General features: G+C 68.4%; 24 protein-coding genes and 1 pseudogene. 18 read left to right on the top strand and 7 right to left on the bottom strand.

Features of this window, described 5'->3' with window-relative positions:
• Positions 1 to 274 precede the first annotated feature (274 nt).
• Entirely contained in the window at positions 275 to 1,018 is a 744-nt protein-coding gene (locus P7D22_RS17070; protein WP_319935458.1) for an SDR family oxidoreductase, read from the top strand.
• Between the two features lie 28 nt (positions 1,019 to 1,046).
• On the opposite strand, the gene P7D22_RS17075 is transcribed toward P7D22_RS17070, so the two are convergent.
• A complete protein-coding gene (locus P7D22_RS17075; protein ID WP_319935459.1) occupies positions 1,047 to 2,444 on the bottom strand; it encodes an MFS transporter in 1,398 nt (465 codons plus the stop codon).
• A 117-nt stretch (positions 2,445 to 2,561) separates the two neighbouring features.
• Here P7D22_RS17075 and P7D22_RS17080 point away from each other — a divergent pair, with 117 nt between their 5' ends.
• Both P7D22_RS17080 and P7D22_RS17085 read left to right on the top strand, forming a co-directional pair.
• A complete protein-coding gene (locus P7D22_RS17080) occupies positions 2,562 to 3,347 on the top strand; it encodes a 5-formyltetrahydrofolate cyclo-ligase (RefSeq protein ID WP_319935460.1) in 786 nt (261 codons plus the stop codon).
• Between the two features lie 99 nt (positions 3,348 to 3,446).
• The gene (locus P7D22_RS17085; RefSeq protein WP_319935461.1) at positions 3,447 to 5,045 is read left to right on the top strand and encodes a Na+/H+ antiporter; all 1,599 of its coding nucleotides are present in this window, start codon (positions 3,447 to 3,449) and stop codon (positions 5,043 to 5,045) included.
• A gap of 99 nt (positions 5,046 to 5,144) precedes the next feature.
• Here the strand turns inward: P7D22_RS17085 and P7D22_RS17090 are convergent, their stop codons facing one another.
• From P7D22_RS17090 to P7D22_RS17100, 3 genes are all read right to left on the bottom strand, one after another.
• The gene (locus P7D22_RS17090) at positions 5,145 to 5,516 is read right to left on the bottom strand and encodes a hypothetical protein (protein ID WP_319935462.1); all 372 of its coding nucleotides are present in this window, start codon (positions 5,514 to 5,516) and stop codon (positions 5,145 to 5,147) included.
• A 127-nt stretch (positions 5,517 to 5,643) separates the two neighbouring features.
• On the bottom strand, positions 5,644 to 6,144 hold the full coding sequence (locus P7D22_RS17095) for a hypothetical protein (protein ID WP_319935463.1): 501 nt from the start codon (positions 6,142 to 6,144) through the stop codon (positions 5,644 to 5,646).
• A 107-nt stretch (positions 6,145 to 6,251) separates the two neighbouring features.
• Positions 6,252 to 6,503 (bottom strand): hypothetical protein, encoded by a 252-nt coding sequence (locus P7D22_RS17100; RefSeq protein ID WP_319935464.1) that lies wholly within the window; start codon positions 6,501 to 6,503, stop codon positions 6,252 to 6,254.
• Between the two features lie 186 nt (positions 6,504 to 6,689).
• Between P7D22_RS17100 and P7D22_RS17105 the strand changes: the two genes are divergently transcribed.
• From P7D22_RS17105 to P7D22_RS17115, 3 genes and pseudogenes are all read left to right on the top strand, one after another.
• A complete protein-coding gene (locus P7D22_RS17105; RefSeq protein ID WP_319935465.1) occupies positions 6,690 to 6,992 on the top strand; it encodes a (2Fe-2S) ferredoxin domain-containing protein in 303 nt (100 codons plus the stop codon).
• Between the two features lie 323 nt (positions 6,993 to 7,315).
• A pseudogene (locus P7D22_RS17110) lies at positions 7,316 to 8,943 on the top strand (histidine kinase famiy protein).
• Between the two features lie 131 nt (positions 8,944 to 9,074).
• Positions 9,075 to 9,491 (top strand): hypothetical protein, encoded by a 417-nt coding sequence (locus tag P7D22_RS17115; RefSeq protein ID WP_319935466.1) that lies wholly within the window; start codon positions 9,075 to 9,077, stop codon positions 9,489 to 9,491.
• A gap of 32 nt (positions 9,492 to 9,523) precedes the next feature.
• Here P7D22_RS17115 and P7D22_RS17120 read toward each other — a convergent pair whose 3' ends face one another.
• The 3 genes from P7D22_RS17120 to P7D22_RS17130 all read right to left on the bottom strand — a co-directional run bounded on the left by P7D22_RS17120 (position 9,524) and on the right by P7D22_RS17130 (position 11,643).
• Positions 9,524 to 9,784: a hypothetical protein gene (locus tag P7D22_RS17120; protein ID WP_319935467.1), complete on the bottom strand. Its 261-nt coding sequence runs from the start codon at positions 9,782 to 9,784 to the stop codon at positions 9,524 to 9,526.
• Positions 9,785 to 9,835: 51 nt separating this feature from the next.
• Positions 9,836 to 10,609: an SDR family NAD(P)-dependent oxidoreductase gene (locus P7D22_RS17125; RefSeq protein WP_319935468.1), complete on the bottom strand. Its 774-nt coding sequence runs from the start codon at positions 10,607 to 10,609 to the stop codon at positions 9,836 to 9,838.
• Between the two features lie 140 nt (positions 10,610 to 10,749).
• On the bottom strand, positions 10,750 to 11,643 hold the full coding sequence (locus tag P7D22_RS17130; protein ID WP_319935469.1) for a sugar phosphate isomerase/epimerase family protein: 894 nt from the start codon (positions 11,641 to 11,643) through the stop codon (positions 10,750 to 10,752).
• 168 nt (positions 11,644 to 11,811) lie between these two features.
• Between P7D22_RS17130 and P7D22_RS17135 the strand changes: the two genes are divergently transcribed.
• The 12 genes from P7D22_RS17135 to P7D22_RS17190 form a co-directional block, all read left to right on the top strand.
• Complete coding sequence (locus P7D22_RS17135) at positions 11,812 to 12,834, top strand: LacI family DNA-binding transcriptional regulator (protein WP_319935470.1); 1,023 nt, start codon at positions 11,812 to 11,814, stop codon at positions 12,832 to 12,834.
• 28 nt (positions 12,835 to 12,862) lie between these two features.
• Positions 12,863 to 13,870, top strand: coding sequence for a substrate-binding domain-containing protein (locus tag P7D22_RS17140; protein ID WP_319935471.1), 1,008 nt, complete (start codon positions 12,863 to 12,865; stop codon positions 13,868 to 13,870).
• Positions 13,871 to 13,998: 128 nt separating this feature from the next.
• Entirely contained in the window at positions 13,999 to 15,492 is a 1,494-nt protein-coding gene (locus tag P7D22_RS17145; RefSeq protein WP_319935472.1) for a sugar ABC transporter ATP-binding protein, read from the top strand.
• A complete protein-coding gene (locus P7D22_RS17150) occupies positions 15,485 to 16,534 on the top strand; it encodes an ABC transporter permease (protein ID WP_319935473.1) in 1,050 nt (349 codons plus the stop codon). The genes P7D22_RS17145 and P7D22_RS17150 overlap by 8 nt, the downstream gene beginning before the upstream one ends.
• Positions 16,527 to 17,567, top strand: a complete 1,041-nt coding sequence (locus P7D22_RS17155; RefSeq protein WP_319935474.1) for an ABC transporter permease — start codon at positions 16,527 to 16,529, stop codon at positions 17,565 to 17,567. Before P7D22_RS17150 ends, P7D22_RS17155 begins: the two co-directional genes overlap by 8 nt.
• A gap of 67 nt (positions 17,568 to 17,634) precedes the next feature.
• Complete coding sequence (hxlB, locus tag P7D22_RS17160) at positions 17,635 to 18,186, top strand: 6-phospho-3-hexuloisomerase (RefSeq protein WP_319935475.1); 552 nt, start codon at positions 17,635 to 17,637, stop codon at positions 18,184 to 18,186.
• On the top strand, positions 18,183 to 19,565 hold the full coding sequence (locus P7D22_RS17165; protein WP_319935476.1) for an FGGY-family carbohydrate kinase: 1,383 nt from the start codon (positions 18,183 to 18,185) through the stop codon (positions 19,563 to 19,565). The genes hxlB and P7D22_RS17165 overlap by 4 nt, the downstream gene beginning before the upstream one ends.
• On the top strand, positions 19,562 to 20,269 hold the full coding sequence (locus P7D22_RS17170; RefSeq protein ID WP_319935477.1) for a class II aldolase/adducin family protein: 708 nt from the start codon (positions 19,562 to 19,564) through the stop codon (positions 20,267 to 20,269). The genes P7D22_RS17165 and P7D22_RS17170 overlap by 4 nt, the downstream gene beginning before the upstream one ends.
• Before the next feature lie 413 nt (positions 20,270 to 20,682).
• A complete protein-coding gene (locus P7D22_RS17175; RefSeq protein WP_319935478.1) occupies positions 20,683 to 21,963 on the top strand; it encodes a site-specific integrase in 1,281 nt (426 codons plus the stop codon).
• Positions 21,964 to 22,033: 70 nt separating this feature from the next.
• Positions 22,034 to 22,240: a hypothetical protein gene (locus tag P7D22_RS17180; RefSeq protein WP_319935479.1), complete on the top strand. Its 207-nt coding sequence runs from the start codon at positions 22,034 to 22,036 to the stop codon at positions 22,238 to 22,240.
• A gap of 73 nt (positions 22,241 to 22,313) precedes the next feature.
• The gene (locus P7D22_RS17185; RefSeq protein ID WP_319935480.1) at positions 22,314 to 22,733 is read left to right on the top strand and encodes an NUDIX domain-containing protein; all 420 of its coding nucleotides are present in this window, start codon (positions 22,314 to 22,316) and stop codon (positions 22,731 to 22,733) included.
• A gap of 117 nt (positions 22,734 to 22,850) precedes the next feature.
• On the top strand, positions 22,851 to 23,033 hold a 183-nt coding region (locus P7D22_RS17190), incomplete at its 3' end, for a hypothetical protein (RefSeq protein ID WP_319935481.1).

Consider the following 23,033-nt stretch of genomic DNA (forward strand, 5'->3'; position numbering starts at 1 on the left):
GATTGAACTCGCTGTCGATCCACTTGTTGGGGGGATAGGTGTTGTTGGCCCGGGGCGGCGGGGGCGGCCCCGGCGGCGGAGGCGGCGGGCCGGGCGGCGGACCGCGGTGACCGTCGCAACAGCGGTTGAGGCGGCAGCCAGATGCTTTTTGGCTCGGCTCGCCGTGCCGGCGGCCGGGACAGCGTCGATTGCTGCATCGGTCGGCGCGCGATAAACCACGCCGCAAGGCGTCGCCCTCGGCTTGCGGCAGGCGCTTGACCAGGGAGGTGGCAGCATGACCGGCAGGTTGGCGGGGAAGACGATCGTGATCACGGCGGCCGGCCAGGGGATCGGCCTCGCGGCGGCACTCAGCTGCGCCCGCGAAGGGGCCCGCGTCATCGCCACCGATCTCGACGCCGGCAAGCTCGCCGCGAGCGCCAAGGCCGACGGCATCGAGACGGAGGCTCTCGACGTGCTCGATCCGGCCGCCATCACGGCCTTTGCGGCACGCCATCCGGCGCCCGACGCCTTGTTCAACTGCGCCGGCTTCGTCCACGCCGGCACGATCCTCGAGTGCGACGAGGAGGCCTTCTCGTTCTCGGTCGACCTCAACGTGCGGGCCATGTACCGGATGATGCGGGCCCTGCTGCCCGGCATGCTGGAACGGGGCGCCGGCTCGATCGTCAACATGGCGAGCGTCGCCTCGAGCGTCATCGCGGCGCCGAACCGGTTTGTCTATGGCGCCACCAAGGCGGCCGTGATCGGCATGACCAAGGCGGTGGCGGCCGATTACGTCACGCGCGGAATTCGGGCCAACGCGATCTGCCCCGGCACGATCGAGAGCCCGTCGCTGCAGGACCGCATGCGCCAGGGCGGCGACTACGATGCCGCCCGTGCGAGCTTCCTGGCGCGTCAGCCGATGGGCCGGCTCGGCACGCCCGACGAGGTGGCCAACCTCGTGGTGTTCCTGGCCAGCGACGAGGCGTCGCTGATCACCGGCACGGCCATCAGCATCGACGGCGGCTGGACCAATATCTGAGCCGAACTCACGCCGCGGGCGGCACGGTTCAGCGGACCCCGGCCCGGCGGGGCAGAAAGGCCCACACGGCGCCGGCGGTGGCGACGAGCAGCACCACCGAGGTCGCGGCCGCCGCATGCAGGCCGCCGACCAGGTCGGGACCCGCCAGGGTGCCGAACACCGCCACCCCCATGGCGCCGCCGGCCTGCCGGGCCGCATTGGTGACGGCGGCCGCCACCCCCGAGCGCGCCCGCTCGACGCTGCCCAGCATGGCGCCGATCATCGCCGGGATGCCGGTTCCCATGCCGGCCGGGATCAGCACGAAGGCCGGCAACGCCATCCAATAAGGGCTGTCGGGGCCGAGCGGCAGCAACAGCGCGAAGCCGAGGGCATCCATCAGAAAGCCGCCCACCATGCAGGCGCGCGACCCGAACAGCCGCACCATGCGGGCGTTGACGAGGTTGACGGCCACGAAGGTGGCGGTCAACGGCAGGTAGGCGAGGCCGAGCACCGGCCCGTCGAAGCCGCGCACCCGCTGCAGGTAAAGGCTCAACACGAACATCATGCCGTAAAGCGTCACGTTGGCCACGGCCCCATAGACCACCGCGGTCGAGAAGACGCGCGAGGTGAACAGCCCCAGGGGCAGCAACGGTGCCGCCGAGCGCCGCTCCACCGCGACGAAGAGCGGCCCCGCCACGAAGGCCAGCGCCAGGAGGCCAAGCACCGCCGGATGGCCGGGGCCGAGCGGGTGCATCTCGATCACGGCGCCGGTCAGCCCCCCGAGAGCAAGGATCGCCAGCACCTGTCCCAGCGGGTCGAAGCCCTGCCCCTCCTGTTCACGCGGCGTTTCGGGCGCCCGCAGCCCGAACAGCGCCGCCACGAGGCAGACCGGCAGGTTGACCAGGAAGATCAGCCGCCACGACCCGGCCGCCAGCAACAGGCCGCCCACCAGCGGCCCCGCCGCGAGGCCGATGCTGCCGCAGGCGGTCCACAGGCCGACGGCGCGCAGCCGCAGCGGCGGATCGTGTTGTGTGGCGTGGTTGATCAGCGACAGCGAGCAGGGCAGCATGATGGCTGCGCCGATGCCCTGGATGGTCCGCGCGGCCACCAGCGCCACCGTGCTGGGCGCGGCGCCGCAAAGCGCCGACCCGAGGGCAAAGACCGCGAGGCCGAGCAGATACATGCGGCGCGCGCCGAACCGGTCGCCCAGGAAGCCGCCGATCAGCAAGGTCACGGCCAGCACCAGGGCGTAGCCGTCGACGATCCATTGCAGCCCCGCGATGCCGGCGCTGAGGTCGACCCCGAGGCGCGGCAGCGCCACGTTCACCACCGTGACGTCGAGCTGCACCAGCGCGAAGCCGAGACTGGCGGCCGCCTGCGTGGCGCCGCCCCCCGGCGGCCGCGCGGCCCGCGTCGGTGCGAGACCGGCTTGGCGAAGATCGTTCATGGGCGGAGCCATGCTGGCTTTTGCCACCCAGGGTCAACCGGATTCGCAGGCGCTGGCGGCATCCCGCTTGCATGGATACGGGGCGCCGACCCGACCGCGCAGACAGGACCGACCCCGATGACCGACACCAAACCGCAGGCCCGCTGGGCCGGGCGCAACCACGACAAAGACGCCTTGCGGGCCGAAGTCTGGTCCCGGCTCGAACGGGACGGCCTCGCGGTCGGCCCCGTATGGAGCCGCATTCCCAACTGGGTCGGCGCCGACGCGGCCGCCAAGCACCTGTCGGACCTGCCGGTCTGGGCGGCAGCCCGGATCGTCAAATGCAACCCCGACCCGCCCCAGATCCCCGTGCGGCTGCGGGCGCTTTACGCCGGCAAGGTCGTCTACATGCCGGTGCCGCAGTTCGAGGACGGCGGCGCCCCCTGGACGCGGCTCGATCCCGTCAAACTCGAACAGGCCGGCGTGTCGTTCGAACTGGCCGCGACCTCCCAAGGCGGGCTCCAGCATGGCGAGCCCTGCGGCTTCGAGGCGATCGAACCGCTCGACCTCGCGGTCTGTGGCAGCGTCGCCGTCACCCGCAGTGGCGCCCGCACCGGCAAGGGCGGCGGCTTCGCGGACCTGGAGCTCGGCTTGTTCCGCGACCTCGGCCTGATCGGGCCGGACACGCCCATCGTCACCACGGTGCATTCCTCCATGGTGGTGAGCGACGACCGCATTCCCATTCTGCCGCATGATTCGGCGGTGCATTGGGTCGTCACCGAGGCGGAAGCGATCGCAACCCACACCACCCATCGGCAACCGGCCGGCGTCGTGTGGGACGCGGTGCTGCCGGACCAGTTCCGCGACATTCCGTTCCTGCGTGACCTGCAGGCCCGCATTCTGCGGCGGCAGGCCGACACCTGACGCGCTCCGGCATGGCGCCCCCAGCCGGGATGGCCTAAGCACACCCCGGATCGAAGAAACCCCGCGACCGGACGAGGGGACCGCCGTAGGAACCGCTGCATGACGCCCGTCGGGCTGTTTGAACTGGTGCTGGCCCTGCTGGCCGCCGCTTTGGCATTGTCGGCGCTGGCGAGCCGCACGGGCTTGCCGCCGGCCGCCGCGCTGGTGGTTGGCGGCATGGCGCTGGCCCTGGTGCCGGGCCTCCCGGACTTCCACCTCGACCCCGACCTGATCCTGGTGCTGTTTCTGCCGCCGTTGTTGATGGAATCGGCCTATTTCACCGTGTGGCGGGATCTGCGGGCCGAGATGGTGCCGGTGCTGGCGCTGGCCATCGGCGCGGTGGCCTTCACAACGGCCTGCGTCGGGATTGCGGCGCATCTGGTGGTGCCCGGGCTGCCGCTCGCGGCCTGCTTCACGCTCGGCGCCATCGTGTCGCCGCCCGATGCGGTGGCGGCCAAGGCCGTGCTGCAGCGCCTGAAACTGCCCAGGCGGTTGGTGACCATCCTGGAAGGCGAGAGCCTCGTCAACGACGCTTCCGGCCTCGTGCTCTACCGCTTCTCGGTCGCGGCCGCGATGACCGGCAGCTTCAGCGCCCCGGAGGCGCTCGGCCAGTTCGCCTGGCTGGCCGGCGGCGGCATCGCGATCGGGCTCGCGGGCGGCTTCATGATCGTGCAACTGCTGCGGCGCGTTCACGACGCCGACCTCGCGGTGGCGCTCAGCCTGATCTTTTCATGGGCCATCTACATCGGGGCGGAGCGGCTCGGCGCCTCCGGGGTGCTGGCCGTGGTGGCGGCCGGCATCCTGTTCGGCCTGCTGCAGCACACGGCCCTCGAGGCGCGTGTCCGGCTGCGGGCCGATGCCGTCTGGGGCATCGTGGTTTATGGGCTCGAGGCGCTGGTGTTCGTGCTGATCGGGCTGGCCCTGCGCGGCGTGCTCGAGCGCCAAACGGCCGCGTTGCTGGCCACAGCGGTGCCTTTGATGCTGGTCAGCATCGCGGTCGTGGTGGTGTCGCGCTTGTTGTGGGTGTTCGGCTTCGCCGAATCCATGCGCGCCGTGTTGAAGCGGTTTCGGCGCGACCGGACCCCATCGTCGCTGCTGCCTTCGCTGATGGTCGGCTGGGCCGGCATGCGGGGGGTCGTCACGCTGGCGGTGGCGCTCGCCCTGCCGGACGCCTTTCCGGGCCGCGACCAGCTGCTGCTGGCCGCTTTCGCGGTGATCTTGTTCACCGTGCTGGTGCAGGGCAGCACCTTTGGGCCGCTGATTCGATGGCTCGGCATCGACGGCTTCGCGGATCCCGAAGGCACCCAGATGAACGAGGCCGCGGCCCGGGTGCGGGTCAACCAGGCGACGCTCGCTTTCGTGGAAACCCTGAGCGAAGCGGGCGAGCCGCTGCATCCAAGGCTGATCGAGGAATATCGCCTGAGGACGGAGGCCACGACGCGGCTGCGCGACGACCCGCTGGCCAGCACCGAACGGCGGCAGGCGCATTTTTCCGCTGCGCTGGCCGCCACGGCGGCAGGCCGCACCGAGCTGAACCGGCTGCACCGCGAGGGTCATATCCACGAAAGCGTACTCAGCGTGATCGAGCAGGAGTTCGATCTCGAGGAGCTGCGGCTGCGACGCCTGGGCAAGTTGGCCGGCGGCGCACCCACCCACTAAGCGCTGTCCCGGTCCGGCCGAACGGGACAGCCTCGGGCTCCAGGCTTCCGATCCGTCGCGTCATCAGGCCAAGCGGTGTCCGCTTGGCCTGGACGGCGTTTAGCGCCGGTTGGCGATGCTGCCGGCCTTGTCGAGCAGCTGCAGGGCAAAGTCCTGGCAATTCTTCAGCGGCTCGTCTTCCGGGCAGGTCATCCCGAGCGCCACGTCGCCGGCATCCACCCGGAACCGTGCCGCCTTGGTGGGCGGCGGTGGCGGGCGGCGGTGATGCCACCGGTCGCTGCGTCCCATGTCGCCGCGGTCCGGCCCGTCGTCGTCAGCCTCGTGCCCCGCCTGGGGCCCGGGTGGCGGCGCCGGATGGGCCTGGTCCTGCGGTGGCGCTGAGGGCGGTGCGGGCGGAGGCGACTGCTGGGCGAGGGCAGCTTGCGACAAAAGCGCCAGGGCGAGGCTCGCCCCAAGGAGAACGGTCTTCACGATGCGGTGTCTCCGATCGGGCCGCGCCGGATCACGCGGGTGCCGTGCGCCGAGGCTAGCCCGGCAGCATGGTCGGATCGTGCCCCGATGTGGCCGGTCGCGCGGCGGAAACGGGGCCGCGACGCGGCTAGACGCTGCCGCCGCGCTTGGTTCTGAAGCCGAGGCGCGTCCTGTGCACGGCCGCCGGCAGTCGCGCCTTCCAGCGCTCGCCGCGCGCGAAGGCTTCGCGCGACAGCCGGGCGCCACGGATCGGGGCGGAGTCGGATGCGGCAACCACCACCGCGGCCTCGAGCGGCAGCGCGGCCGGCACCGGCGTCTCGTCCTCGAAGACGATCGAGGCCGCAGGGGCCGGCTCGGTGACGGAGGCTGCCCAACGGGGCTCGGCTGCGGCTTCTGCTGCGTCGGCCTCGCCCTCGCCGGACCGCGGCGGCAAGGGTTCCGGCGCCTCGTCGAGGGCCGGCAACACGCGGCCGGAAGGCTTTGGAAGTTCGGGATCGGCCCGGAACTCGGCCAGCAGCGCCTCGGGCCAGTCCACCGCAGGTTGCTCCGACGGCAGGCTGAGCGGCGTGGACGTCTTGCGCTTGCCGCTGCGCAACTCGACGGTGAACGGCTTGATGATTCGGCGCATGCATCCGGACTTCGTGAGCGACGACGGGCTGCATAGCCGGCTTCCGCCCGCATCGCCAGGGCACGCCGCTCGCTTGGAGCGACGGGCCGTTCCTCGTCAGGTTCGGTTTATTGCGCCGGCGCGGCCGCGGCGCGGCGGTGCGGCGCCCGACGCTTGTGCTTGGCATGGGGCTCGATCGGTGGGGGCGCAACCGCGGCCTGCTCCTCCGGCGTGCCGAGCAGCGGCGGCGGCGGGGCCGGCACGGGTCCCGGGCAGGCGAGCGGGAACAATCGGCAGGTCAGGCTCGGGTCGGCGGCCTGTGCCCAAGCGGGCACCGATCCGCTCAGCGCCAGAATCGCCACCACACCCGTGATTCGCATTATGCTCGACCGCATCCCTGCCCCCTTGTTCGATCCGGCCGGCGCACGCTCAGGCGCGGCCGGCGGCGTTTCGTACGCCCTCAGGACGATCGCGGCCAGTCGAACCGCAGGCCTGCGGCGGATCGTGGCGTCCCTGTGGTGCCGATGCCGCGCCGCATCCGGCCGCGAGATCGGCTACAAGGGTGCATGAACACGATCCCAGGCGTCATCGTCGCCCGACCCAAGCGCCCGCTCGCGGTGTTGATCTGCGGGAAATGCGTCCGCAAGGCCGGCGAAGGGCAGGCCATCCGCAAGGCCGTGAAGGCAGCCTTGTCCGATCAGGCCACAGCAGACCGGCGCCCCGGCAAGCTCGTCGAAACCAAATGTCTGGGCCTTTGCCCCAAACGCGCCGTAGCGCTGGCGGGCGGCGCCAGCCTGGCACGGGGCGAGCTGCTGGTGGTGAAGCGAGCCGCCGACGTCCCGGCCGCCATCGAGGCGCTGACGCGCTGAGGAGCCTGCGCCTGTGTCGTCGACCGCGACCGCACCTGGCCGATGCCAGGATGGCGGCCGTCGGTCGCATCGTCGAACGGGATATTCGCGCCCGAGAACTCCAAGGCTCAGAAGGCGCGTCGGCCAGGTCGTACGCGCGCGAACGCGTTGCCCCTTGTTTTGATCCAACATTTCAGGGGCGGCGGCGCGTCGCAGCCGGCACACTTGTGCCCTCGGCCCGGATGTGACCCATGGAAACGACGAACAAAGGTTGATCGCTGTTCCCTTTCCTTGACGGCTGCGAGGTCGCCTCCGGGGGCCGCGACCATCGGAGGCCAGTGCGCATGACGATCTCACCGGAAAAGCCGTCGACCATGCGCCCGTCGCCGCCCGTGACGGGCCGCGGCCAAGCCGAGCTGACCGACACGCATTCCGACATGTTCTTCGCGGCCGTCGAGACGACGCGCATGCCGATGATCATCACCGACCCCCATCAGCCCGACAATCCGATCGCTTCGTCAACAACGCCTTTTCGCAGATGACGGGCTATACGTCGGAAGAACTGGTCGGCACCAACTGCCGCTTCCTCCAGGGCCCCGAAACCGACCGCGACACCGTGTCGGAGATCCGGCTGGCCATCGCGGCCGATCGCGAATTCGCGACCGAGATCCTGAACTACCGCAAGGATGGCTCGACCTTCTGGAATGCGCTGTTCATCAGCCCGGTGCGCAACCGGCAAGGAGAGACGGTGTATTTCTTCGGCTCGCAGCTCGACGTGTCGCGCCGCCGCGACGCCGAGGTGGCGCTCTACCAGGCGCAGAAGATGGAGAGCCTCGGCCAGCTCACAGGCGGCATCGCGCATGACTTCAACAATCTGCTCCAGGTGATTTCGGGCTATACGGACACCATCCTGGCCCAGCTCGAGCGGCCGGAGCCCAACATCACGCGCTTGAAGCGCTCGGCCGAAACGATCCGCCTCGCCTCGGACCGCGCCACGAAGCTGACCCAGCAGCTGCTCGCCTTCGCGCGCAAGCAACGACTCGAAGGTCGGCCCATCAACCTCAACACCATGATCAGCAACATGGACGCCCTGATCGAGCGGGCGCTGGGCGCTTCGGTGCTGAAACAGCTGCAGCTCGCGCCCGACCTGTGGAACTGCCGCGTCGACCCGACCCAGGCCGAAGTCGCGCTGCTGAACGTCCTCATCAATGCCCGCGACGCGATGTCGGAAGACGGGACGGTGATGATCCGCACCGAGAACGTGTCCGTCGAAAGCGAGGCCATGGCGCTGTCGAGCAGCCTGCAGCCCGGCTCCTATGTGGCGTTGATCGTCACCGACACGGGCACCGGCATGACGCCCGACATCCTGGCCCGCGTCATGGAGCCCTTCTTCACAACCAAGGGCGAGGGCCAGGGCACGGGTCTCGGTCTGGCGATGGTGTATGGCTTCGCCACGCAGTCGGGCGGCTCCGTCGCGATCCATTCGGAGGTCGGACACGGCACCTCGGTCCGCATGTTGTTTCCGGCAACGGAGCTGGAGGTGGCGCAAACTGACCGGCCGCCGAGCCCGCGCGCCTCGGACCGCGGCGGCACCGAAAGCATCCTGGTGGTCGACGACCGGCCGGAGGTGGCCCAGGTGGCGTGCGACATCCTGGAAGACTACGGCTACCACGTCGAGATCGCCCACAGCCCCGCCGAGGCGCTGACCATCATGGCCGAGGGCGGTGCGATCGACCTGCTGTTTTCCGACCTCATCATGCCGGGCAGCATGAACGGCGTGATGCTGGCGCGGGCGGCTCGCGAACAGCGCCCGCGGCTGCGGGTGCTGTTGACCACCGGCTATGCCGAAGCCTCCCTCGAGCGAACCGATGCGGGCGGCTCCGAGTTCGAGGTGCTGCACAAGCCTTATCGCCAGCTTGACCTGATCCGCCGCGTCCGGCGTGTGCTCGACGGGCCCACCGGGGTCGGGTGACGATCAGGCGGAACGAGGCGGATTATTCCGGCGGTCTTAGCGTTTCGCTAATCCGATTTTGCTACAGAGGCGTGGTTTAAAGCTCTATACTCGACCTTTTACTTCGAAGACGTTTTACAAGGCTCGCATCCATGCTCGATGGCATTGCGTCGAACGAGGAAATTCAACAGGCAGAAGCATGCGGCCGGGCTGTTGGTCTTCAGCGCCTCCGTCAAGCGCGAGAATGCCCGCATTCCTTTCGTCACGCGGATCTTCGGCGTGCCTGGCTGTCTCGTTTCGGAATCGGGCGATCGCAGTGCGGCGGTCCGGAGGACGGGGCGCAGCCGGTTGAAAACGCCCCCAGGCGCATCACCTATTCGCTGCCCCTGCGGTGCCCGCGATGCGGTCGCGCCGGCACCGCCCTCGCGTCCGAGATCGACGAATTGGACCAGGACAACATCGTCTTCAGGGTCGAAGCCTTGTCGCCGGGGTTTCGCGAGACCCGGCAGGGCCGATCGCTGGGCGATACTTCCATCGTGTGCATCGACTGCAATATCGCGGCGCGCTGAAGACGCCCCGGAGGCCGCGAGCGGATCGGCGGTCAGACGGATCGCGCGCGCCAGTTCTGCAGGGCGGCGTGTCCCAGCGGCGTGAGCCCGTAGGCATCGGCCCGATCGGCCTCGAGGCTACCCGGGCGCTGCAGTGCGATCAGGCCTGCGGCAAGCAACTGGCGCGGAGACAGGTCGTCGAACACCGTCCAGGGATCGTCGCGCAGCGACCACAACCGATCGCCGAGGCATGATTGCGTCAGCGTGGCGCCAGCGGCCATGCGGGACAGGATGACGGCCTGGGCTTCAGTCACGGTGAAACAGCCCACGTGTCCGATGGCCGGTGGCCGGCAAGGCGGTGGCGCTCACCAGCAGGTGAAGCCGCCGTCGACCACGACGATCGAGCCCGTCATCAGGCTCGCGGCATCCGAGGCGAGGAAATGCACCACCGAGGCGATCTCCTCGGGCTGGCCGAGGCGGCCCATCGGCGTATCGCGGATCCAGGCTTCGAACATCGTCTTGTCCTGCATGCCGAATTTTGTGAGCGGCGTCTCGATATAGGTGGGCGCCACCGCATTGACGCGCACGCCACGGTCGGCCCACTCGGCGGCCAGCGATCGCGTCAACTGATGCACGGCGGCCTTGGAAGCGTTGTAATAGGCCTGCTTCTGGGGGCGGTTGCTGATGATGCCCGACATGGAGCCGATGTTGACGATCGAGCCCCGACCGGCCTTCAGCATCGGGCGCGCAAAGGCGCGGTTCGACCAGAACACGCCGTGATAGTTGATGTCGTTCACCGCGAGCCAGTGTTCGTCGGTGACCTCCTCGGCCGCGGTGCCGGACCGGGCGATGCCGGCATTGGCGACCAGAACATCGACCCGGCCGTGCTGGCGCAGCACGGCCTCGGCCAACCGATCGACTTCGCCGGATTTCGCGACATCCACCGGCTGCACACCGACCGCGTAGCCTTTGGCCTTGAGCGCGTCCCGGCCGGTCTCGGCCACGCCGGGGTCAATATCGGCGATCACCACCGTGGCGCCGTTTTCGGCCAGCGCCTCGGCGCAGGACAGACCGATCCCCTGGCCGCCGCCCGTCACCACGGCCACGCGGCCGTCAAGCCTCAGTTTTTCGGCAAACATCGGTGTCTCCGGTTGTCTGGTTCCGGGGTCGGGGATCGACCGCCGGCTTTACGGGGCGACGAGGCCGCCAGCGAGAAGCCGCCGGCCTCCGCGAAGGGGCACCGTGAAGATGAGGCGCCCTGCCCGCGAGGCCAGCGGCATCACGGCAGCCGGCTGCGCTCCGCCTGTTTCTGGGCCTCGTGGGCGGCTTTCAGCTGGGCCCGGGTGTACATTAGGGCATGGCTCGCAAGATCGTGGCTGTCCTCCCACAGGTTGCGCCAGATACCCAGGATGCCTTCCAGCGGCTGACCGACCACGCGGGACGAAAAGGACTCGAAGGTGATCGGCCCCTGGTAATTGGCTTTCACCAGCGCCCGGAAGACGCCCGCGAGATCGATCGAGCCTGAGCCCAGATAGCCGCGATGCGAATCGCCGGTGTGGAAATATCCGAGGTGGTCGCCGGTCTCGATGATGGCCTGCCCGATATCCGATTCCTCGATGTTCATGTGGTAGACGTCGAGGTGGGCCTTCACATGCGTGGAGCCGATGCGCTGGCACATGTCGACGGCCTGGCTCGCCGTGTTGAGCACATTGGACTCGTAGCGGTTCACCACCTCGAGCCCGACGATCACGTTGCTGCGCGCCGCCGCTTCGCCGACGCGCTGCAGCACGGCGACCGCCCGCTTCACGCCCTCGGCCGTGGTCGGCACCGTATATTTCTGGAAGGCCGATTCGAGGATGCCGCAGATATGCGTCGCCCCGAGGTCGCGTGCGAGGGCGAGCGCCTTCATCAGCCGCGCCTCGCCCCGCATCTCGTTATCGCGGTCGTTCGACGAAATATCGGTTTCGGCGTCGAGCCCGAACGAGAAGGTGACGCCGATCCCGGCCTTCTCGAGCTGCTTCTGCGTGAACGGGACATCCATCGCGTCGAGGTCGAGCGTCGAGGCCTCGATCAGGTCGAAGCCGACCTCGGCCGTCTTGGCGATCGCATGCGCGCAATCGTCGTGGCTCCAGCCCGCTGTCCACACGAAGGCGTGTACGCCCAGCTTGTTCATCGTCGTTTCCTTCCATCCATGCTGCACTTGCGAACAACAATGTTGCATTGCCAAAGCAACGTTCGGCCGCAATACCTGCCTGACCCATGATTGACACAGAACTGGGAGAAGTCTAGCGTCCTATAAATCGATTTATGAGCGGTTCGGACTACCCGAACGGGGTCTGCCTTGCCTGACACGCCGCCTGTTTCCATCAAACTGGTCGCCGATCGCGCGGGTGTTTCGCCGGCGACCGTGTCGAACGTCCTCAACAACAAGGCCTCGGTGTCGCCGGTCTTTGCGGATCGCGTGCGTCGGGCCGTGGAGGAGCTGGGCTACGTGGCCGACGGCGCCGCGTCGCGGCTACGCTCGGGCAAGCACTCGCTGGCTGGCGTCGTGGTGCCGGATCTCACCAATCCGGTGTTCAGCGCCTTCGTGTCGACGCTCGAGCGGGCCGCCCGTCAGGACGGCTTCGACCTGCTCGTGGTCAGCTGCGACAATGCCGCCGACCAGGAGGCCGACCGCCTGAGGTCGATCCGCTCCTGGCGTCCGGCGGGTCTCATCGTCATCCCTTGCGACGGCGCTGTCGCGGCGCGGCTGCCGCCGGGCGCCTATCCACCGGTCGTCGTGGCGGACCGCATCCCCGACGATCCGCGCTTCGATCTGGTTGCCGTCGACAATGCCGCCGCCGCGGGGGCGGTCGCGGCCCACTTGGCGGCCCAGGGGCACCGCTCCTGCCTGGTGGCGGGCAGCACGCTGCGCATCAGCAACGTGCGCGAGCGCTGGGAGGGCGCAAAGGCCGCCGCGGGGCCGATGGCGATCCAGCTGATCGAATCCGGGCTCGATCCGGCGATCATCCGGCAGCACCTGCGCGCGCGGTTGCTGGATGGCCCGCCGCCTGAAGCGCTGTTCACCCTCGATCACGTCACGACGCTTGTGGCCTACCAGCTCTTGGCAGACCTCGGCGTGGCGCTGCCGCGCGACATGGGGTTCGCCAGCTTCGACGAAGCCGAATGGATGCGCCTGGTGACGCCTCCGATCACGGCGGTGCGCCAGCCGATGGAGGACATGGCGGAAGCGGCGTGGAGGCAGCTGATGCGCCGCATCGAGGGCCAGAAAGGCGCACCGAGCCTTTTGCGCATGACCTGCGCGGTGGAGATCCGTGGCTCCACGCCGCGGCGACGAAGCGGGCCGAGAACGGCAGCCGCCTGAACAAGAAACAAACAACGGGAGGACCACCATGACACTGACACGACGTAAGCTTCTGGGAACGGTGGGCGCCGGCTTCGCGGCGGGAACGCTCGGCGTGCCGCCCGCCTTCGCCCAGGCCAAGGAGCCGCAGGTCGGCATCGTGGTGAAGATCGGCGGCATCCCGTGGTTCAACGCCATGGAGATGGGCATCAAGAAGGAAGCGCCGGTCGACAAGGTAAACGCCTGGATGGTCGGCCCCACCCAGGCCGACGCCGCCCAGCAGGTGCGCGCCATCGAGGATCTGATTGCCCGCAAGGTCGACGTGATCGGCGTCGTGCCGAACGATTCCGCCGCGCTCGAGCCGGTGCTCGGTCGCGCCAAGGCGGCCGGCATCAAGGTCATCACCCACGAAGGTCCCGACCAGAAAAGCAACGACTGGGACTTCGAGATGACCACGATCGAGGCCTACGGGCAGCAGCACATGGACCTGCTGGCCAGGGAGATGGGTGGCGAAGGCAAGTACATCGTCTACGTCGGCTCCCTCACGGTGCCGCTGCACAACGCCTGGGCCGATGCCGCCATCGCCTACGGCAAGCAGAAATACCCCAAGCTCGAGATGCTGGGCGACCGCTTCGGCGTCGCCGAAAGCCTCGACGAGTCGATCAAGACCACGCAGGACCAGTTGCGCGCCCATCCCGACCTCAAGGGCATCCTGACCTTCGGGTCGCAGGGGCCGATCGGGGCCGCCAAGGTGCTGGACGATCGCGGCAAGGCCAAGTCGATCGCGCTCGTCGGCGGCTTCTCGCCCGGCCAGGGCCAGAAATATGTGATGAACGGCACCATCCGGGGCGGCTACATCTGGAACCCGCTCGTGGCCGGCCAGGTCTTCGTGCAGCTCGCGAGCCTGCTGGCGGCCGGCAAGGTGCCGACGGACGGCATGGAGATGGTAGAGGTCGGGCCCGTCAAGGTCTTCCCCGACAAGCGGCTGATCCAGGTGCAAAAGCTCGAGTCGCTCGACAAGGCCAACATCAAGCGGCTGGCCGACCTGGGCCTGTAATCCCGTCGCCGCGTCGTCGCCCGCACCTCGGCGGGAGGCGACGCCGGCCTTGCGCGACCCGGCCCCGCCGGGTCGCCGTTCCCGTCCCGCGGGACACAGTGACCTCCTTTGGCATTGGATGCCTTGTCATGACGGACCCCGTGCCGTTCCTCCGCCTTGCCGGCATCACCAAGCGCTTCGGCGGCGTGCTGGCCCTTCAGGGCATCGACTGGGACGTGCGCCCCGGCGAGGTGCATTGCCTCGTGGGCGAGAACGGCTGCGGCAAGTCGACCCTGATCAAGACCGTCGCGGGCGTCCACCCGCCCACCACTGGGACGATCGCCATAGACGGGCAGCCCGTGCTGCCCCTCACGCCGGGCCGGGCCCGGGCGCTCGGCATCCAGGTCATCTTCCAGGACCTGTCGTTGTTTCCCAACCTGACGGTGGCCGAGAACATCGCGGTGGAGGGCCACCTCGAGCATCCCCGGCGGCCGGTGTCCCACGCCCGCATGCGGGCCCTCGCCGAGGCGACGTTGCGGCGGCTCGATTTCGCTCTCGACCCCGATGCGACCGTCGCCGACCTGTCGGTGTCCGAACGCCAGATCGTTGCCATCTGTCGCGGCCTCGCGGCGGAAGCCAAGCTGATCTTCATGGACGAGCCCACCGCGTCCCTCACACGGGCCGAGGTCAACCGCCTGCTGGCCATCGTGGCGCGCCTGAAGGCAGACGGCATCGCGGTCGTGTTCGTGTCGCACCGCCTCGACGAGGTGGTGGAGATCGCCGAGCGGGTCACGGTGATGCGCGACGGCCGGGTTGTGGGCACCTGGCCGGTGGCGGAGGTCGACCAGCGCCGCATCGCCCACCTGATGACCGGCCTCGACATCGAGCACGGGGTGGTGGCGCGCGACATGTCGGCGGCGGCGCCGCTCCTCGAAGTCGAGCATCTCGGCCGCGATGGCGAATATGCCGACGTGAGCTTCACATTGCGGCGCGGCGAAGTGCTGGGCCTCACCGGCCTTCTCGGCGCCGGGCGCACGGAACTCGCCTTGTCGCTGTTCGGCATGGCGCGGCCCGAGCGGGGCACCATCGCGCTCGAAGGCAAGCCCCTCCAGCTCCGCTCAAACCGCGACGCCGTCGATGCCGGCATCGCCTATGTGTCGGAAGACCGGCTCGGCCTCGGCGTCATCCTGAAGCAATCGATCGCCGACAACATCATCCTGGCCGAACTCGGACATCTGCGCGGTCGGCTCGGGCTCATCCCGGGGGCCCGCCGCAAGGCGCTCGCGGCCGAATGGGTCAAGCGCCTCGCCATCAAGATCGGCGGGCTCGACAAGCCGGTGGGCACCTTGTCGGGCGGCAACCAGCAGCGCGTGGTGCTGGCTAAGTGGCTCGCGGCACGGCCCAAGGTGCTGATCCTCGACAGCCCGACGGTCGGCGTCGACATCAAGAACAAGAAGGGCATCTACGACGTGGTGGCCGAACTCGCCCAGGCAGGCGTCGGCATCATCGTGATCTCGGACGAGGTGAGCGAGGTGTTCGCCACCTGCGACCGCGTCCTGCACATGCGCGGCGGCCGCATCCTCGAGGAGGTCGTGCCCGGGGCGCTCAGCGAACACCAGTTGGAGGCGCGCATCTATGCGTGAAGGAATGCTCCGCCGCCTGCAGCGCCGGCCCGAAGTCTGGCTGCTCGCCGTGATCCTCGGGGTGGGCGCCATCCTCGGGGCTGCGGCGCCGGGCTTCCTGACGCTCGGCAACATCGTCGACCTGCTCGAAACCTATGCGGTGCAGGCCATCATGGCGATGGGCTTGTTCGTCGTGCTGGTGTCGGGCGGCATCGACATCTCGTTCGCGGCCACCGCCTCGGTGGCGCAATATGTGGCCGTTCTGCTCGCGACCCGGGCCGGCCTGCCGGGTCCGCTGGCGATCGGGGCGGGCCTTGTGATCGGCACCGCCCTCGGCTGCGTGAATGCGGCGCTGATCCATTTCGTCCGCATCACCTCCATCATCGCCACGATCGCCACGATGAGCGTCACCTTCTCGCTGTTGATGTATTTTTCCGGCGGCAAGTCGCTCTACGATCTGCCCGACTGGTGGACCGGGCGCGTCGTGTTCTGGCAGACCGAAAGCCCGAACGGCGACCTCACCCGCATCACGCTGCCGATCGTCATGATGGGTGTGGCGGCGCTCGGCACCTGGCTGTTCATGACCCGGACCCCGATCGGGCGGCAGCTCTACGCCATGGGCGGCAACCCGGAGGCCGCGCGGCGCATCGGCGCCAACATCGGCCTGCTGCAGTTCGTCGCCTATGGGTTCCTCGGCTTCATGGCGGCCGTCGGCGGCCTGCTGCAGGCCCACCGGGTCGGCGAAAGCGTGCCCAACGCCCTGTACAATACCGAGCTTTCGGTGTTGTCCGCGGCCGTGCTGGGCGGGGCGAGCCTGTCGGGCGGCATCGGCAGCGTGCCGGGCGTCCTGCTCGGCATCGTGTTGCTGGCCATGCTGCAGAACGGGCTGAACCTGCTCGGCGTGTCGTCCTACTTCTTCCAGATCGTCATCGGCCTCACCATCCTGGTCTCGACCGCCATCACGGTGTTGAGCGCCCGCAAGCGCCGCCGCCATCGCAATCTCGACGAGCCGCTCGGAACGCCGATCGGCGGCGCCCCTCGCCAGGAGCCTGCCCGTGGCTGACATCGGCACCCCCACCACGGATGCGAGCCTGACCGGGCTGATGGTACGCCTGCAGACCGGCGTACCGGGCGGCTCTCCCGGCCTCCTGGGTCTGCTGCTCCTGCTGGTCGCGGGCTTCTCGGTCGCGGTGCCAGGCTTCGCCAGCACCGGCACGCTGCAAAGCTTCATGCAGCAACTGCCACTGCTCGGGCTGTTGTCGCTCGCCATGCTGATGCCGCTGATCACGGGCGGGCTCAATCTCGCGATCATCGCCACCACCAACCAATGCGCGCTCCTCATGGTGTTCGTGATGCGCACGCTGCTGCCGGCCGATCCCGGCGGGCTCACCGTGGTGGGCGTCATCCTCCTGGCCATGCTGGCCGGCATCGCGCTCTGCCTCGTCATCGGCCTGCTGACGGGCGCGCTCGTGGCCTATACGGGCGTCCACCCGATCCTGGTGACGCTCGGCACCAAGTCGCTCATCGACGGCATCAGCATCTTCCTGACGCGTGGCCAGGCGCAATCGGGGCTGCCCGAAGCCTTCGCCCGCGTCGGCAACGCGGCGCTCGGCGGCGTGCCGGTCGGCTTCCTGGTGCTGATCGCGTGCGGACTCCTGATGGGCCTCGTGCTGCGGCGGACGCCCTTCGGCATCAGCTGCGCCATGATCGGCTCGAACATCGAGGCGACCCGCTATTCGGCCATCGACACGCGCCGGGTGCTGGTCGGCGTCTACACGCTGTCGAGCCTGATGTGCTTCGTGGCCGCGCTGGTGTCGCTGGCGATCTTCAACTCGGCGAGTGCCGATTACGCGCAATCCTACCTGCTCGTCACCATCCTGGCGGCGGTGCTCGGCGGCGTCGACCCGTTCGGTGGCTTCGGCAAGGTGTCGGGCCTGATGATCGCCCTGGCGATCCTTCAAGTCATCTCCTCGGGCTTCAACCAGTTCGGCGTCAGCCCCTACCTGACGGCCGCCATCTGGGGCCTGGTGTTGATCGCCGTGATGACGGTGCAGACGATCCGCCCTTATCTCGGCGCGTTCGGGCGGCCCCGATGAGCGGCTGCGGTCGTCGAACCGGCCCGTGCGGCCAGACACCACCACCCCGCATGACCCAAGGAAGCCCATGCTGACCCTTTACCGCCAGGCGCTCGACGAGCTGGGCCACGTCCTCGACAAGCTCGACGACCCGGCCGTGGATGACGCCGTGGCGGCCATCGCCTCGGCCAGGCGCGTCGTGGTGTTCGGCGGTGGCCGCGAGGGCTTGCAGATCCGCGGCTTCGCGATGCGATTGTTCCACCTCGGCCAGGACGTGTCGGTGGTGGGCGACATGACGACGCCGGCGATCGGGGGCGGCGACCTGTTCCTCGTGGTTTGCGGGCCGGGCGAGATTTCGACCGCCATGGCGCTCGTCGGCGTGGCCAAGGCGGCCGGGGCGACGGTGCTGGTCATCACGGCCCAGCCGGACGGCCGCGTGCCCCGCATGGCCAATTCCGTGCTGGTTCTCCCCGCGCAGACCATGGCGGACGACCAGGGGCCGGACGCTTCGCTGCTGCCGATGGGCTCGGTGTTCGAGGGCGCGCTCTTCGTACTCTTCGAGGTGATGGTGCTGAAGCTGAAGGCCGCACTCGACGTCTCGTCCGAGACGATGCGCCAGAACCACACCAACCTCGAATGAACACCATCGCTGTCTTCGACGTCGGCAAAACCAACGTCAAGCTGATGGCGGTGGCGCCCGACGGCTTCATCCTGGAGACGGTCTCGGCGGCAAACCCCGTGCAGCCGGGGCCACCCTACCGCCACCATGACCTTGGACGGCTGGAAGCCTGGCTGATCGACAACCTCGCGGCGCTGGCGCATCGGCACCCCATCGATGCCATCGTGACGACCGGACACGGGTCGGGCGGCGTGCTGGTCGGCGACGACGGCCCGCTGATGCCGATGATCGATTACGAGCAGGCCCCGCCGCCGGCGGTTGACGCCGAATACCGTCGGATCGCCGGCGCGTTCCGCGAGCGCGGCAGCGCCATCATGATCGGCACCGCCCATCTGGCGCGGCAGATGCTCTGGCTCGAACGCGACTGGCCCGAGGTCTTCGCGGGCGCCCGGGCGTTCCTGGCCCACCCGCAATATTGGGCGTGGCGCCTGTCGGGCGTGTTGGCGAGCGAGGTCACCAGCCTTGCGGCCCAGTCCCACCTGTGGTGTTCGGCTGAGGCCCGGCCGGCCGCGCTCGTGGCCGCGCGCGGCTGGGATCGCCTGATGGCGCCCCTGCGCCCGGCCTGGGCCACGCTCGGATCGCTGAAGCCCGCGTTCGTGCGCTCCACCGGCCTGCCGGCCACCACCCGGGTGCTGAACGGCATCCATGATTCGTCCGCCAACCTGTATCGCTATCAGGCTGCCGGGCTGTCTGACATGACGGTGGTGTCGACCGGCACCTGGATCGTGCCCATCAGCGACCAGCCCGGGCCCGACTTCGAGCACGAACAGCCGGGGCTTTGCTGCAATGCGGATGTGTTCGGCCATCCGCTGCCGGGCATGCTGGTGATGGGCGGCCGCGAATTCAGCGCGGTCGCGGGCGACGCCGCGGGTCCGGCCTCGCCGGCGCTCATGCATCGCTTGATCGACACCGGCACGATGGCGCTGCCGAGCTTCTCGGGCGACGATTGCTTGTTTCCGGGCACGGCGCGCCACGGCGTGGTGGCGGGCGAACTCGCGGGCGACGCCGCGGCCCGCTTCACCCTCGCGGTGCTTTATACGGCGCTGCTCACCGATTGCTGCCTCGACACTGTCGGGACCACGACGGTGGTGCTCGACGGCTCCTTCGTGCGCGATCCGCTTTATGGCGCCCTGATCGCGGCGTTGCGACCGGACCGCCGCGTCCTGGTCAACCACGACCAGTTCGGCACCGTGGCGGGCGCGGCCCTGCTGGCCACGCACGAGCAGCGTGGCGGCCCGGTCCCCCTGGCGCTCGAAACGCCGACGCGCTTCGACCACCCCGGCCTGATGGCCTATGCCAAGACCTGGCGCGACCAGGCCCATGCGAGGAAAACCCCATGACCCGATCCGAGAAAGCCTATGACGACGACGCCACGCGGCGCGAGATGGTGGACACCGGCCGCCGCATGAATGCGAGCGGCATCAACCAGGGAACGGCCGGCAACATATCGATCCGCAACCCGGCCGGATTCCTGATCACCCCGACGTCACTGCCCTACGACCAGATGCAACCCGCCGACCTCGTGCAGATGAGCTTCGACGGCAGCTATGCGGGGCAGCGGCGCCCGTCCTCCGAATGGCGCTTCCATCGCGACATCCTGGCCAGCCGGCCCGACATCGACGTGGTGCTGCATTGCCATTCGGTCTATGCCACGACACTCGCGGTGCACCACAAGACGATCCCGAGCTTCCACTACATGACGGGCGTCGCCGGCGGCACCACGATCCGCTGCGCCAAATACGCGACCTTCGGCACCCAGGCCCTGTCGGACAATGCCATCGAGGCCCTCCAGGACCGGCTCGCGTGCCTGCTCGGGCAGCACGGCCAGATCTCGCTCGGCAAGACGCTCGCATCCGCGCTGGCGCTCGGCATCGAGGTCGAAACCATCTCGCGGCTTTACGTGCAGGCCCTAACCCTCGGCGAACCGCCGATCCTGTCAGACGAGGAGATGGCGCGCGTCATCCAGCAGATGAAGCAGATGAGCTACGGCCAGGCGCCCGACCTCGATGGCGTCAATGACGTCGCCAGACAAAAACCGGTCTGAGACAGCGCCATCGAGACTCCGCATCAGCCCCCGACCGTTCGGCGGCTGATGCGGCCTGTCCGGTGTTTCGCTCGGATGCGAAGGGGCGCGGACCTGCCCTCGTCAGCAAATCCGGCTCACCAAGCTGTCGTCGGGGAACGATGAAATGACTTAGGGAATTTAGACTGCCTGTGTCTCAGCAGAAGACCAGACCATGCCGGCCTCAAGTTGCGATGGTGGGCGCACAAGGGCTCGAACCTTGGACCCGCTGATTAAGAGTTCGTTTTTCTTCATTTCCCGGCATGTCCCGGAACGTCGAAGTAAGTCACTTTCAGTGTTTAATAACAGTAATTTAGACATCCTGACACGCCCGGCTTGATCTGCTACCTTCCCGCTACTCTGGTCACGGAATGGTCACTGGAAAGGGATGGCAGATGGGCGGGGTCGCTGTGAGGCTGACGAAGCGAATCGTGGATCAGGCGCAGGCCGGGCCGAAGCCGAGCTTCGTGTGGGATAGCGAACTGCGTGGTTTCGGCCTTCGCATCGAACCGACCGGGACCAAAAGTTTCATGCTGCGGTACCGAACGCGTGACGCGGGGCCCAGTGGGCCGAAGCGCTTCTTCACCATCGGGCGCTTCGGCCCACTTACCGTCGACCAGGCCCGTGAACAAGCCAAAGCGGTGCTCGGCGCCGTCAGCCTCGGCCAGGACCCAGCAGCCGAGCTGACCCGCGATCGAGCCGAGCAGACCTTCGGCGCGGCCGCCGAGCTGTTCTTGGCCGAGCACGTACAGCTGAAGCGCAAGGCGGGCACGCATGCCGACTATGAGTCGCTGCTTCGGCTTTACGCGCTGCCGACGCTGGGAAAGCGCAAGCTGACCGACGTCACGCGGGGCGACCTCAGTCGTCTTCACGCGAGCCTCAATGACCGCCCCTACCAGGCGAACCGCCTCCTCGCCGTGATCGGCAGCCTGTACTCCTTCGCGGAGAAGCGCGATCTTGTGCCCGAGCACTACAACCCGGCACGGCGCATCGAGAAGTTTCGCGAGGACCGGCGCGAGCGCTACCTGAGCCGGGACGAGCTCGAGCGCCTCGGCACGGCCCTGCAGCTCGGAGAAACGCAGGGTCTGCCCTGGCAGCTCGATCCCAAGAAGCCGGCGTCAAAGCACCTGCCGAAGGCTGAAAACTGCGTCACCTTCCTGTCGGAACCGGTTGCAGCCGCCATCCGCCTGTTGATGTTCACGGGCGCGCGGTTGCGCGAAATCCTGGAGCTACGCTGGGAGTACGTCGACCTCGAGCGCGGGTTGCTGCTGCTGCCCGACTCGAAAACGGGCCGCAAGACCATCGTCCTCAACAGCACAGCCCGCGGCATCCTGGCAGGCCTACCGCAGCAGGGCCCGTTCGTCGTGCCCGGCAAGTCGCTTGATCAGCCGCGCGCCGACCTCAAGAAGCCTTGGGAGGCGGTGAGCGCGCATGCGGGGTTGGCTGGCGTGCGCCTTCACGATTTGCGGCACACCTTCGCCTCCATCGGAGCTGGTGCCAGTTTGGGGCTGCCCATCGTCGGCAAGCTGCTCGGGCACAACCAGCCGCAGACGACCGCACGCTATGCCCACCTCGACGCCGACCCGTTACGGCAGGCGGCCGAGCTGATCGGCGGCAAGATCGCTGATGCCATCGGAGGTGCGCATCGAGCTGACAGGGCATCGGCGCCGGAATAAGGGCCCAGCTACCTTTCTCGCGATCCCTGATATGCTATGTTCTCTCTATGTTCTAAGTGAGCGCGCGAGCATGGACGATGTGGACCAACCGACCGAGGCCGAGGTCGACGCCGTCATCGCTGAGTTCGATGGCGACCTGCGGGAAGCCATCCGAGCCTTGCTGCATGACATCGCCCAGCTTGCCGCCGACTTTTCCAGCTCCGTGTCGCGGGGCTACGTGCGCGGTCGGGGCGCACTCGGTACGGTGCGCGCGATCGGACGCCGCGACCCCGAGTAGGCCAGAGCCCGATTGTGGATTGTGGGGCGGTACGGCTCGGAAATCGCGCCCTTCAAGCCCGGAGGCCTGCTGAATGACAGCTTACGCCAACACCCCGACGGTCGTGGTGGTCCTCGTACCGATCGCTGGCGGCTTGCTGATGGTCCGGCGCGCGCTGCCAGGCTTGGGACAAGGCGAATTGGCCCTCCCGGGCGGTTACCAGATGCTCGGGCAAACGTGGCAGGAGGCCGGGGCGGCCGAGGTGCATGAGGAGACCGGTGTCAGCATCGACCCGGCTTCGCTGCGTATCGTCTCTGTCGTGACTACGCCCGACCGGCAGCAGAACCTGATCTTCTGCGAATACCCGCCCATCGCCGAAGCGGGGCCGTTCAGCCACGACACAGAGGTGTCCGAGGTGGTGCTCGTTCACGAGCCAGTCGCGACGGCCTTTCCGCTCCACACCGACCAAGTCAGGGCGTTTTTCGACCGATGCGGCCGCACTCGAGCGGGCTGAAAACGACAAATGGATGCCAAACGGGCCAAAGAGCGGGTTTGACGGGGTATTTGCCGCTTGCGCTATTAGGCTGGCCGATCGGCCCTGGGGCCGCAGGCGAACCCCGAAATTAGCATCGTGCGAACCGAAAACCTCGACCTCGTCGCTGGACGCCTTGTTGACGTGTGCCGCGTCACCTCTCCAGGCGCACTGCTGCCCGAGCTGCAGCGCTTCTTCGCCGCCTCCGGCCTCGCCGCGGGCATCACTCGCCGTGACACCCCGGCGATCTTCGACTGGTTCGCCCGGGTGCTCAACTTCCAG

The organism is Lichenihabitans sp. Uapishka_5, from assembly GCF_033947565.1.
Lineage (GTDB): Bacteria > Pseudomonadota > Alphaproteobacteria > Rhizobiales > Beijerinckiaceae > Lichenihabitans.